This window comes from Nisaea sp. (genome assembly GCF_039990255.1).
Classification (GTDB): domain Bacteria; phylum Pseudomonadota; class Alphaproteobacteria; order Thalassobaculales; family Thalassobaculaceae; genus Nisaea.
In genome coordinates this window covers 167559-180492 of the sequence record NZ_JBDXGG010000007.1, presented here as the reverse complement: position 1 = coordinate 180492, position 12934 = coordinate 167559, and the positions used below count along the sequence as shown (strand labels likewise).

Here is a 12934-nt window from a genome sequence, read left to right as displayed (position 1 = left end):
ACGCGTCTCGCTGCACAACGGGGATTTCGGAATGACCGACCAGAATGCAAAACAGGAATGGGAAGTCGGCCTGATCGGCGGGCCGGAAAAACGCGACATCACCCAAGCGCCCTACAATCCGCACTGGGCGGAGATATTCGCGTCGCACCGGCAAGTGATTGCCACGTCAATCGGCCGGGTTGCCCGCAGGATTGAACATATAGGGTCAACCTCCGTGCCTGGCCTCGCGGCAAAGCCGATCATTGATATCCTGCTTGTCGTTCGGGACTCCGGTGATGAGGACGTCTACCTGCCTGCACTACTGGCGTGCGGGTATGTCCTGCGCGTACGCGAGCCGGATTTTCAAGAGCACCGGATGTTACGAACGATAGAGAAAGACGTTCACATCCACGTCTTCTCGGACGGGTCGCCAGAGATCGACCGCTATCTGGTCTTCCGTGACTGGCTGCGGGACCATCCCTCAGAGCGCGACGCCTATGCGAACCTGAAGCAGGATCTTGCGAAACAGGATTGGGATGACATGAATGCCTACGCAGATGCCAAGACCGGATTCATAGAAGCGATTCTGAAGAAGGCGCGGTCCATAGATGCTTAGGCCGCTTGACCTGAAATAACGCGCAGCCACGAAGCCGGTCAGTCCCGCCGCGACGTCATCCCGGCCGGAGAGCCGGGACCTTGTCGAACGTAGAGCCAGGCTCTTCGGAAGATCCCGGATCAAGTCCGGGATGACGAACTTGGGGCGAGGATCGCTCCCTAATAAACCACCACGCTGCGGATGCTTTCGCCCGCATGCATCAGGTCGAAGCCCTTGTTGATGTCTTCCAGCGGCATGGTGTGGGTGATCAGGCTGTCGATGTCGATCTTGCCGTCCATGTACCAGTCGACGATCTTCGGCACGTCCGTCCGGCCTCTTGCGCCGCCAAAGGCGGTACCGCGCCAGGACCGGCCGGTCACCAGCTGGAACGGGCGGGTGGAGATTTCCTGACCGGCACCGGCGACGCCGATGATGATGCTCTCGCCCCAGCCCTTGTGCGCGCACTCCAGCGCCTGCCGCATGGTGTTCACGTTACCGATGCACTCGAAGCTGTAATCGGCTCCGCCGCCGGTGAGGTCCACCAGATACGGCACCAGATCGCCCTCGATCTCCTTCGGATTGACGAAGTGGGTCATGCCGAATTTCTCGGCAATCTCCTTGCGCGCCGGGTTGAGATCGACGCCGATGATCTTGTCCGCGCCGACCATACGGGCGCCCTGGATCACGTTCAGGCCGATGCCGCCGAGGCCGAACACGACGACGTTGGAGCCCGGCTCAACCTTGGCCGTGTTCACCACGGCGCCAACGCCGGTGGTCACACCGCAGCCGATGTAGCAGATCTTGTCGAACGGCGCGTCCTCACGGACTTTCGCCAGTGCGATTTCCGGCATCACCGAGTGATTGGCGAAGGTCGAGCAGCCCATATAGTGAAAAATCTTCTCGCCATTGATGGAGAACCGGCTGGTCCCGTCCGGCATCACACCCGCGCCCTGGGTGGTCCGGATTTTCTGGCAGAGATTGGTCTTCGGGTTGAGACAATACTCGCACTCGCGGCATTCCGGTGTGTAGAGCGGAATGACATGATCACCCTTTTTCAGGCTGGTCACGCCGGGACCGATATCGACCACGACGCCCGCACCTTCATGGCCGAGAATCGCAGGAAAAATGCCTTCCGGATCATCACCGGACCGGGTGAATTCATCCGTATGGCAGAGACCGGTCGCCTTCATCTCGACCAGCACCTCGCCCGCGCGTGGCCCGTCCAGCGTGACGGTCTCGATCTGCAGCGGCTTGCCTGCCTCGAATGCAACGGCGGCTTTGGTTTCCATGAGTTCCTTCCTCTCGTGCCAATATCGGATTTGCAAGCATACAATCTTTCATCAGACCGGCATTTGCAATGCGCGTCTCGGCGCATTCCTACACAGCCACCACTCTCGACCTGCCTCGAAAAGAAAGAGAGGATAACGCAATAAAAACGGGAGGAGATCGAAGTATGACCATCAGGGCGGTGATTACCGGCGGGGCCAGCGGCATAGGATACGCGACAGCGCAGAAGATCCTGTCGGACGGCGGGTCCGTCTGCCTGCTTGATATGAACGAGAAGATGCTGGCGGAAGCCCAAAACAACCTCGGTGGCGACCGGGTCATGACCGCCGCAACGGATGTGCGCGATGCGGCAGCCCTAGATATCGCCATCCGCGCCGGAGCCGAGTTCATGGGCGGACTCAGTGCCTGTGTCGCCAGCGCCGGGATCGGCTACCGGGTACCGATCCTCGAATCAGAAACGAGTGACTTCGAGCGTGTCATCTCGATCAATCTGACCGGCGTCTATTCGACCCTGCGCGCGGCGGCATTGGTCATGGTCGAGCAGGGAAGCGGCGGCTCTATCGTCACGCTGGCGAGCGTCTGCGGTGTGCGCGGCTGCGCCGACCGGGCCGCCTATGGCGCCGCCAAGGCCGGAGTGATCAATCTGTCGGAGACCGCCGCCATCGAGCTCGCCCAACACGGAATCAGGGTCAACGCGCTCTGCCCGTCACCAATCAACACCCCTCTGATCGAAGGCGTGCAGGACGAGGCGGCCGTTGCCGACTGGATGGTAGGCATCCCGATGGGCCGCTATGGCGAGCCGGAGGAAGTCGCGGAACTCGCATCCTTCCTGCTCAGCGACAAGGCCTCCTATATCACCGGCCAGTCCATCGGCGTCGATGGCGGCTGGATGGGTGCCGGCCTGCAAAATTCCGCCTATAGAGGAGCTGTCCAATGACCGATGGAAAAGACATCAAAATCAGCAAATTCCGGGTCCGCACCGTCACCGTGCCCCTGCCGCAACCGCACAAGACCGCGTCCGGAACATTGCATGAGGCGCCGCTGGTGCTGCTGGATATCGAGACGGATGCGGGCGTTACCGGCTCGTCCTATCTGTTCCCCTATGCCGCCTTCTTCCTGCGCCCCCTCGCGCTGCTGGTCTCCGAGCTTGAGGAATTGATAAAGGGCCAGCCCCTGATGCCCCGCGATATCTGGTGCATGCTGAAAACCCGCACCCGGCTCGCCGGTTATCCGGGCCTGATGGCCTGTGCCGTCGGCGGGATCGACATGGCGCTCTGGGATGCCCTGGCAAAAGCGCACGGATTGCCGCTGGCGTCCCTGCTCGGTGCCGCGCCGCGTCCGGTCCGGGTCTATGACAGTCTCGGCCAGATGGGACCGGAGGAGACAGCCCGTGACATCGAGCGGTCCCTGAAAGACGGCTTCCGTGCCTTCAAGGTGAAGTCGGGCGATCCTGACCCGAGGGTCGATGTTGCCGTCGCACGGGCAATCAAGGCGGTCGCTGGCGACGACGCCTGGACAGCCATGGATTTCAACCAGGCCTTCAGCGCCGAGGAAGCCGTCAAGCGCATGCATCTGCTCGATCATGAAGGCATTGCCTGGATCGAGGAGCCGGTCGCGTGGGACGATTTCGAAGGACATGCGAATGTCCGCGCCGCGATCTCCACCCCGGTACAGAGCGGCGAGAACTGGTATGTCGCCCGAGACATGGCGAAGATGATCGAGGCGGGCGCGATAGATCATGCCATGCCGGACGCCATGCGGATCGGCGGCGTTACCGGCTGGATGGAGGTCGCGGGCCTCGCCGCCGCACACAACATCCCGGTTTCAAGCCATCTCTTCCCGGATCATTCGGTGCATCTGCTTGCCGCAACGCCGACCGGCTACATCCTCGAATGGTTCGATCTTGCCGCCGGTATTCTGGCAGAGCGGCCAGAGGTCAAAGACGGCATGGTCAGCCCGCTCGACCTGCCCGGTGCCGGGATCGTTTGGGACGAAAAGGCTATCGCGGAATACGCGGCCTAGCCGCCGTGCCGCTTAGCCGCCAATCTGGCCTAGCCTATCGACATCAGGCTGGCATTTCCGCCCGCCGCCGCCGTGTTGATGCTGATGGATTGCTCTTCGACCAGCCAGTCGAGACAGTAATCCTCCCGGCCCGATGCGATCCCGGCGGGCGAGACGCCCTGCACGCCGACCAGTGGGCCGTCCCGGTCCGCCGCCTGCATCTGCACGGAGATCAGGGCATCGGCATCGCCCTCGAACAGCACGGCAGCAAGCTCGGGCTCGGCGTGCCAGTCCGGCGTCAGGTGCACCCGATCCCTCAGATCTGCGGGCAGGCTGCCGGCCAACGCGCTGGCAACTTCGTTTTCCTGCAACACCGCTTCGTCACCCGCCGCAAGGATGGCCGCGACTTGCCGAAGCATTCCGGCCTCATCCTGCGCGATAGCCGCAATCCGGCCTTTCGGATGGATCAGATAGCGGTTCCGCTCCCCGACAGGACCCGGCAGGTCGAGATCGGTGCCGAGCGGCGAGCGGGCGATATAGGTGGCCGCCATGTCCGCTTCCGTCGTCCGGCCTGCCGCGCGCAACCAGGCTTCGAGCTGGTGCGCCGGTTCCGGGCCGACATCCGGTGCCCGGTCGGAGATCGCCGAGTTGAAGGGGCGGCGGGCCAGCAACCGGGTGAGATAGAGTGGCCCCCCCGCTTTCGGACCGGTGCCGGAAAGGCCCCGGCCGCCGAAAGGCTGCACGCCAACGATGGCGCCGATGATGTTGCGGTTTACATAGACATTGCCGACGCCAATCCGGCGGGCCACCCGGTCAATGGTCTCGTCGATCCGGGAATGCACCCCGAAGGTGAGGCCGTAGCCGGTCGCGTTGATATCGTCGACCAGCGCATCCAGCCTGTTCCGCTTGAAACGGACAACGTGCAGGACCGGGCCAAACACCTCGCGCTCAAGCTCGGCGAGGCTGCCGATCTCGATCAGGGTTGGCGGGATGAAGGTGCCATGCCGCGTGTCGGCGGGCAGATCAAGCTGCTCGACCTTGTTGCCGCGCTCCCGCATGCTTTCGATATGCGCCCGGATGCCCGCCTGCGCTTCCGCCGTAATGACCGGACCGACATCGGTGGAAAGCCGGTCTGGATTGCCAATGGCCAACTCGTGCAAAGCGCCCTTCAGCATCTCCAGCATGCGGTCGGCGATGTCTTCCTGAAGGCAGAGCACGCGCAGCGCCGAGCATCGCTGCCCCGCACTGTCGAAGGCGGACATGATGACATCGGCAACGACCTGTTCCGGCAGGGCTGAGCTATCGACGATCAAGGCGTTCTGGCCGCCCGTCTCCGCGATCAGCGGAATCTGCGTGCCGTCCGGTGCAAGACGCCCGGCAAGACCGGCCTGGATCAGCCGGGCAACCTCGGTTGAGCCGGTGAACATGACACCACGCACCCGGCTGTCCCCGACCAAAGCCGCGCCGACCTCTCCCGCGCCTGGGACCAGTTGCAGCGCGTCATCCGGAATGCCCGCCTCGTGCATCAGCCGGACCGCCTCTGCGGCGATCAGCGGGCTTTCCTCCGCCGGTTTCGCCAGCACCGGGTTCCCGGCAGCCAGCGCCGCCGCCATCTGGCCGGTGAAGATCGCCAACGGGAAATTCCACGGACTGATGCAGACCACAGGCCCGAGCGGACGGTGGCTGTCCATGTTGAATTTGGTCTCCACCTCCATCGCGTAATAGCGCAGGAAGTCGACTGCCTCTTGCACCTCGGCGATAGCGTTGGCCATGGTCTTGCCAGCCTCGCGGACGCAAATACCCATCAGAACCGGCATGCGGGCTTCCATCAGGTCGGCGGCCCGCATCAAGAGAGCCGCGCGCTCGGCAGGTTCCGTTGCCGCCCAGACCGGAGCCACGGCCTCGGCATTCTCGAACGCCTTGTCGATCACCGCATCGTCCGCATCGCGCACGGTGCCGACCAGATCCCGCCGGTCGGATGGGTTGCGCACTTCACGCACGGGGCCGGTCTCGGCGACGCCATCCACTGTTGGTGCCGATTGCCAGAAGGTCTCCGCACTGGACAGCAGCGCGGCCGAGAGGGAAGCCAGTCGGTGCTCGTTCGACAGATCGAGCCCCTGCGCATTCGGCCGCTCCTCCCCGTAGAGCGTGCGCGGCGCGCTGATCTTCGGGTGCGGCGCGCCAACCGGCTCGACCTTCAGGGCCTCGGCCACCGGATCGGCGATCAGATCGTCAATGGAGAAGGCAGGATCGGCGATCCGGTTCACGAAGGACGTGTTGGCGCCGTTTTCCAGCAGGCGCCGCACGAGATAGGCAAGCAAAGTCTCATGACTGCCGACCGGGGCATAGACCCGGCAGGGCCGGTTCAGCTTGTCGCGCCCGACGACTTCCTCATAGAGCGGCTCGCCCATGCCATGCAGGCACTGGAATTCGTACTGACCAGCGTAATAGTTCGGCCCGGCCATCTGCATGATGGCGGCAAGACTCTGCGCGTTGTGGGTGGCGAATTGTGGATAGACCGCGTCCGGCGCCGCCAGCAGCTTCTTGGAGCAGGCGAGGTAGGAGACGTCCGTATGGATCTTCCGGGTGAAGACCGAGAAATCCTCCAGCCCGTCCACCTGGGCGCGCTTGATCTCGCTGTCCCAATAGGCGCCCTTCACCAGCCGGATCATCAATCGGTGGCCGCTGCGCCGGGCCAGGTCGATCAGGTAGTCGAGCACGAAGGGACAGCGCTTGGAATAAGCCTGCACCACGAAACCGATGCCGTTCCAGTCCGCCAGATCCGGATCGAAGCAGACGGCTTCCAACAGATCGAGGGAGAGTTCCAGCCGGTCCATCTCCTCGGCATCGATATTGAGGCCGATATCGTAGGAGCGGGCAAGCTCTGCCAGATCCTTCAGGATCGGCAGCAGCTCCTCCATGACCCTATCCTGCTTCATCCGCCAGTAGCGCGGATGCAGGGCGGAGAGCTTGATGGAGATGCCCGGCCCTTCATAAATGCCGCGGCCCTTCGAGGCCTTGCCGATGGCATGGATGGCCTGCTCATATTCCTTCAGGTACCGGGCCGCATCCTCGGCCGTCGTCGCCGCCTCGCCGAGCATGTCGTAGGAATAGCGGAAGCCTTTTTTCTCCATCGCCCGGCTGTTGGCCAGCGCCTCGGAGATGGTCTGCCCGGTGACAAACTGCTCGCCCATCATCCGCATTGCGACGTCGACACCGCTGCGGATCAACGGCTCGCCGCCACGCCCGATCATCTTGGTCAGAGCCGCACCCATGCTGTCCTCGCTCTGGGTCGAGGTCAGCTTTCCGGTGACCACGAGCCCCCAGGTGGCGGCGTTGACGAACATCGAGGGGCTGTGACCGAGATGGGATTTCCAGTCACCGCTGGAGATCTTGTCGCGGATCAGCGCGTCGCGGGTCTGCCGGTCCGGAATCCGGAGCAGCGCCTCGGCGAGGCACATCAGAGCGACGCCTTCCTGACTGGACAAATCATATTCGTGGATCAGCCCCTCGACGCCGCCGCGCACGGTCTTCTCACGCAGGGATTCAACCAGGGTGCGGGCCAGACTGGCCGCCGCCTGCTGTTTGGCAGGCGCAAGGGTCGCCTCTGAAATCAGATAAGGCAGGCATTCCGTTTCCGGCTTGCGATAGGCCGCCGTTATGCGGGAACGCAGCACGCTTTGCGCCTGTACCCCTTGAGCGAATTCAAGAAATGGCCGGTGGAGCTGCTCAACGGCGGGCGCAGTGTCTTCGAGGTCGAGATCCGCGTCGCCCGCCAGATAAGTGTCCAGCGGCTCGCCCCGCTCGATCCGCTCAATGGCGCCGACAAGAGACTGCTTCACCAGCCAGTGGGGCGTGCGGCCAATCCTCTCGGCGGCAGTCTTGAGCCGGGCCCGCAAATCCTCGCTGACCTTCACGCCTACAGTCTGAGCCGCCATCTTCGCCTCCAGGATCAATCCAACGGCGAAAGGTTACACCTATATCCGCACACAGGTGCAACCACTTTCTTTTAGAGGGCAACCTGAACAGATTACAGTGGTTCAAGACGCAGCAATTCACCGCTGGAACTGTCCGTCAGAACATAGAGATAGCCATCCGGCCCCTGCTTCACCGCACGAATGCGCTCCTCCAGATCCTCAAGCAGCACTTCCTGTGCCGTCACCCGTTCGCCGTCGAGCACCAGCCGCCGCAAATGCTCGTGCGCCAGCGCCCCGACAAAGAGATTGCCGCGCCAGTTCGGGAATTTGTCACCGTCATAGAATTCCATCCCGCTTGGCGCGATGGAGGGCACCCAGTAGACGACCGGCTGCTCCATGCCGGGCGCCTCGGTTTTGTCCGAGATAATCGCGCCGCTGTAATCGATGCCATAGGTGATCGCGGGCCAGCCGTAATTCCCGCCGGGTCGGAGAATATTCACCTCGTCGCCGCCACGCGGACCGTGCTCCTGCGCCCAGATGGTCGACGTGCCCGGTCGCAGCGCCATGCCCTGCACGTTTCGGTGCCCGTAGGAATAGATTTCCGGCAACGCGCCCTCTCGGCCAACAAACGGATTGTCAGGCGGCACTGACCCGTCATCCCTGATCCGGACAACAGTTCCGATATGCGTGCCGAGATTCTGAGCCTCGCCCATATGGCTGCCCCGGTCGCCCATGCTGACGAACAGCATTCCATCCGGCGCAAAAACCAGCCGGGAGCCGAAATGCCTGCCGCCGCCGACCTTCGGATTCTGCCGGAAGATAACCTCCAAACCGGTCAGGGCGCCATCGACCAGACGCCCCCGCGCAACTTCCGTTCCGGCACCGCCATCGCCTCGCCCGGAAAAGGACAGATAGACCAGCCTGTTCTTGGCAAATTCCGGGTGCAGCACCACGTCGAGCAAACCACCCTGACCAGAGGCATAGACCTCCGGCGTGCCCCGCACCGGTTCCGCCTCCAACCCGTCCGGACCTACGATGCGCAATGCCCCTTCCCGCTCAGTGACGAGAATGCGGCCGTCCGGCAGGAACGCCAGTCCCCAGGGGTGGTCCAGGCCGCCAGCCAGCTGCGTGATGCGGAAATCATGGACATCTGACCGCTCGACCAGCGGCACATCGGCACGTGCCGTGCAGACCGCAACACCGAAAAGGAACACCGTTGCGGCAAGCCGCGACGACACTCGAAACCATTGTGAACACAGATCCGACCCCATGACTTCCTCCGTTCGGTCACCTTACATCTAGATGGCGCCACAATGCCCCTCAGCAAGGGTCTGACGGGGAACCGCCCCCGGGAAAGGGCGGTCACATGGGGAACTTTGGAAGCTATGAGCAAATTTCCGGAAATTGTCCTGACTATTATTGTACTGTTTATGTAATCAATCTGAGACTGAGGGAATAAAAGAATTTGGGGCAAGGCCGGATCAACGGCCAACCATAACAACAAGGGAAAAAAACCCATGGCGGAACAGACGGAAATTTCACGACTGGCATTTACCGAAATCGATCAGGGTGAGCTTCTCGCTCTCAAGAAAATCTGGCCCCTTCTCGAAAAGGGGCTGCCGTCTATTCTGGATCAATTCTACCGCCATATTGCCGCCGATCCGGATATTGCTATAAAGCTGGAACAGGGTCCGGGCCCCGACATCCTCAAGCAAGCCCAAATCCGGTTTTGGCAATCGCTTATCAATGACGGGTTCAACGACGATTATCTCGCACGCTCCCGGGAGATCGGCGAGCTTCATGCCGGGATCGGCCTCGGCCCGCGCTGGCATATTGGCGCTGCCGCCTTCATCCAGCCACGCCTGTTCAACCTGATCGCCAGCAAGCATAGGCGTGCCGACGATGCCATGCGGTATTGCAGCGCCTTAGCCAAGGCCATCGCTCTGGACATGGATCTTGCACAAGATGCCGCCGGATCGTCAGACGAGACAGAAAAGCTAAAGCAACAGGTTCTGAACCTCGCCGATACTCTTGAACGCGAGATTGATCAGACCGTTGAAGAAGTCATGCTGCAGGCCGGGCGGGTTGCCGAGCTGACAAACAGCCTCGCTGCCGCGGCGACCGAAATGGCGACTCTGATCAACGAAGTGCGCGGTGCGACCGACATCACCGCCGGCAACGTGAACTCCGTCGCCGCTGCGACAGAGCAACTCAGCGCATCGAGCCAGGAAATTGCCGCGCAGGTCTCGGACTCAGCCCGCTTGACAGGAGAAGCGACAGACAGCGCCGAAGGCGCACGTGAGAGGGTTTCCGCCCTTGAAGAAGCGACGAAAAACATCAGCTCCGTCGTCGGCCTGATCAACTCCATCGCCGCACAGACCAAGCTGCTCGCCCTGAACGCAACGATCGAGGCTGCCCGTGCCGGAGAGGCGGGGAGAGGCTTTGCAGTCGTCGCCTCTGAGGTGAAATCCTTGGCGCAACAGACCGAGAACGCCATCCAGGAGGTCAGCCAGCATACTGATGGCGTGCAGACAGCGACCCGGTCCTCGGTCGAGGCCATCACTGGAATCGCCTCGAAAATCTCAGAGGTAAACGGGATTTCCTCCGGTGTCGCCTCTGCCGTCGAAGAGCAGTTGGCCGCAACCGGCGAGATTGGCCGCTCCTCGAATGAGGCCTCGGAAATGACCGGCCAGGTCGCCGCCTCCATCGCCAAGGTGGCAGAGCATGCGGAACGCACGAGCCAGTCAGCAACCGCGATCGAGACCCTGGCAAGAAATGTCAGCACGAATGTAAGCGATATGAAACGCCGGCTCGGCATTGTTGTGCGGGCGGGCGAGGATACGAACCGCCGGGGCACAGACCGTACCCCGACCGTGATAAACGGGACGATCCAGTTCGGCCCCATCAATGCGGAGGGCTTCATCGCCGATCTTTCGCCACGCGGCGCCCTGCTGCTGTGCGATGGACAGGAAACCGTGGAACCGGCAACGCTCGGCGGCGTCACCCTTGCTAACGGGGTCCGCATTCCGGCACGCGTCGTTGCCGCCACATCTCTTGGTATTCATGCCGCCTTCGAGAATATCGACGCCATGGCCGCCGAAATGGTCGGCGCCATGATCGAGCAGGCCATGGGGGAAAATGACGTCTTCCGGGATATTTGCATCACGGCAGCAAATGAAGCCGAGAACGCCCTTGCTAGCGCCATCAGCTCAGGCCGGATTTCCATTGAGGATATGTTCGACAGCCAATACGCGATGATGCCGGGCACCAATCCGGCGCAATATTCGACCAGGTTCGTCGATCTCACCGACGCGTTGCTGACTCCCATACAAGAGCACCACAAGGATCGGGATGATCGCATCCGGCTCCTCTGCGCCACCGACAGGAACGGTTATATCGGCACGCACAACGCTGCGGTCTCGCAGCCGCAGCGGCCGGACGACCCGGTCTGGAACGCCGCGAACTGCCGCAACCGGCGGATCTTCGACGACCGCGCAGGCTTGCTTGCGGCGGGCAACAAAGAGCCCCACCAGCTGCAGACCTATCTCCGGGACATGGGCGGAGGCAACAAAGTGCTTCTGAAGGAGATCGATGCACCAATCACCCTGGCCGGACGCCATTGGGGGAATATGCGCTGCGCCTTCGTTCCCTGAGCACGCCGGGTCAATGGCCTGGGGAGGTTAGCTGCCCACTTTGCAATAGAGCTGCCGAACAGTCCCGATCCGCTCCAACTCGGAAAAGGACGGAGCGTTGCCCCATCTGGCCCCCGCCGCCTCCTCGGTTGGAACTCTTTCGCTGTTCAGCATCTGCTTGATGGTGCGCGGCGCGACCGTCGACACACGCCCGCGCCTAGTGTTCGACGCTATCGCGATGCCGACCAGACGCCCCGACGCATCGAGGGTCGGCCCGCCACTGATCCCGCCGAGGCTGCCCGGTGCCACCCCCTCACGTCCGGTCTCGGCCCAGACCAGAACGAGACGGCCTATTCCACGCAGGGACTTTCCGTGAAGCTCACCGCGCCCGAGTAGCGCAGAGGAAACACGTCCTTTGCCAGTTCCAGGAAACCCGTAATGATATCCCGCGTCGCCGATATCCGGCAGCGGCCCCAGAGAGAGAGCCGGGGACTGCCCGGCATCCGCACGTACGAGCGCGATGTCAGCATCCGGATGCCAGACCGCACCGCCCCTGATAGGCATGACACGCTGCTGGTCGACCACAAAACCCAACCGATCGCATCCCTCGACGACATGCCGCGCAGTCAGCCAGTAATCCGGCGATATCACGAACGCTGTCCCAACGCCGTTTCCGATCTTTTCGCTCTCCTCGATCCTAAGCTTTATATCGTTCAGGCTCGGTGGCGGCAGAGGCCGGCGCGGCGTCCGGCCCTGAGCCGGCGGGACTTCATACCCAGGACGATCCGGTCGAGCTTCCGGTGCGGGCTGCATCAAATCGCCACCCCACTCGAAAAGCCCGGCCAGAACAAAAGCCGCCACGGCCCCGAGTATCCCCAGTTTCTCAGGTGGAAGAGAGCGCACAGCCGTTAGCCCGAAACAGCCGCCGCATTGAGGGCAGCAACTGAGAGCTTGATCGAAACGAGGAGCGTCGCGGCCCCGATCTCGCCTTCTTCAATGCGCGTTGAAAGATTGCGTATGGCGAGGTCCGTCACCCTGAAGACCAAAATCTGGATCACCAGCGTGACCGTTCCCCAGATCAGAATATCGAGAAGACTGACGCTGGCGGCCAAGCAGAAAGCCAGCGGGATCGCCAGGCCGAGCACGGCCCCCGCGAGCGAGAGGGCGGCCGCCGCGTTACCCTCCCGGATCAGCTTCATCTCGTCATGCGCCGTGATCCGCATATAGATCAGGGTTCCGATCAGCAGCATTCCCAAACTCGCCGCGAAATGCGCGACCAGATACGGAAGACCGGCCATCAGACTACTGAACACACCCGACATTTCTCGCCTCTCACCTCAAAATAGCCCTGCAGGGAATGTAGCAATGAACTGCCCCCTGATACCACGACATATGCGCAGACAGGGCGCGGACGCCACTATATATTCGCAATTTTAAGCATATTCTTAGCAATTTCGGTTTATAGTAAACGCGGGTGTGGACAACCATAAGTCTGGCATTATAGTTTAAGTCAATTAGCTAAA

At 62.2% G+C, this 12934-nt stretch carries 9 protein-coding genes; 4 read left to right on the top strand and 5 right to left on the bottom strand.

The genetic code is table 11. The annotated features are described in order from the left end of the window. Positions 1 to 31: 31 nt before the first annotated feature. Complete coding sequence (locus tag ABJ076_RS05585; protein WP_348190940.1) at positions 32 to 595, top strand: GrpB family protein; 564 nt, start codon at positions 32 to 34, stop codon at positions 593 to 595. A 158-nt stretch (positions 596 to 753) separates the two neighbouring features. Here the strand turns inward: ABJ076_RS05585 and ABJ076_RS05580 are convergent, their stop codons facing one another. Continuing rightward, a complete protein-coding gene (locus tag ABJ076_RS05580; protein WP_348190938.1) occupies positions 754 to 1863 on the bottom strand; it encodes an S-(hydroxymethyl)glutathione dehydrogenase/class III alcohol dehydrogenase in 1110 nt (369 codons plus the stop codon). A 164-nt stretch (positions 1864 to 2027) separates the two neighbouring features. On the opposite strand from ABJ076_RS05580, the gene ABJ076_RS05575 reads away from it, so the two are divergent. Together ABJ076_RS05575 and ABJ076_RS05570 are read left to right on the top strand one after the other, a co-directional pair. Next, on the top strand, positions 2028 to 2798 hold the full coding sequence (locus tag ABJ076_RS05575; RefSeq protein ID WP_348190935.1) for an SDR family NAD(P)-dependent oxidoreductase: 771 nt from the start codon (positions 2028 to 2030) through the stop codon (positions 2796 to 2798). Then, a complete protein-coding gene (locus tag ABJ076_RS05570; RefSeq protein ID WP_348190933.1) occupies positions 2795 to 3883 on the top strand; it encodes an enolase C-terminal domain-like protein in 1089 nt (362 codons plus the stop codon). Before ABJ076_RS05575 ends, ABJ076_RS05570 begins: the two co-directional genes overlap by 4 nt. Positions 3884 to 3912: 29 nt before the next feature. On the opposite strand, the gene putA is transcribed toward ABJ076_RS05570, so the two are convergent. After that, positions 3913 to 7800: a trifunctional transcriptional regulator/proline dehydrogenase/L-glutamate gamma-semialdehyde dehydrogenase gene (gene putA / locus ABJ076_RS05565; RefSeq protein WP_348190930.1), complete on the bottom strand. Its 3888-nt coding sequence runs from the start codon at positions 7798 to 7800 to the stop codon at positions 3913 to 3915. A gap of 92 nt (positions 7801 to 7892) precedes the next feature. Then, on the bottom strand, positions 7893 to 9050 hold the full coding sequence (locus ABJ076_RS05560) for a PQQ-dependent sugar dehydrogenase (protein ID WP_348190927.1): 1158 nt from the start codon (positions 9048 to 9050) through the stop codon (positions 7893 to 7895). 246 nt (positions 9051 to 9296) lie between these two features. Here ABJ076_RS05560 and ABJ076_RS05555 point away from each other — a divergent pair, with 246 nt between their 5' ends. Then, positions 9297 to 11432 carry a globin-coupled sensor protein gene (locus ABJ076_RS05555; RefSeq protein ID WP_348190924.1) on the top strand — a complete coding sequence of 712 codons (2136 nt, stop codon included), beginning with the start codon at positions 9297 to 9299 and terminating at the stop codon, positions 11430 to 11432. 27 nt (positions 11433 to 11459) lie between these two features. Here ABJ076_RS05555 and ABJ076_RS05550 read toward each other — a convergent pair whose 3' ends face one another. Further along, positions 11460 to 12272 (bottom strand): serine protease, encoded by an 813-nt coding sequence (locus ABJ076_RS05550; protein ID WP_348190921.1) that lies wholly within the window; start codon positions 12270 to 12272, stop codon positions 11460 to 11462. Positions 12273 to 12319: 47 nt separating this feature from the next. Beyond that, positions 12320 to 12733 carry a DUF350 domain-containing protein gene (locus ABJ076_RS05545; RefSeq protein WP_348190918.1) on the bottom strand — a complete coding sequence of 138 codons (414 nt, stop codon included), beginning with the start codon at positions 12731 to 12733 and terminating at the stop codon, positions 12320 to 12322. Between the last annotated feature and the right edge of the window lie 201 nt (positions 12734 to 12934).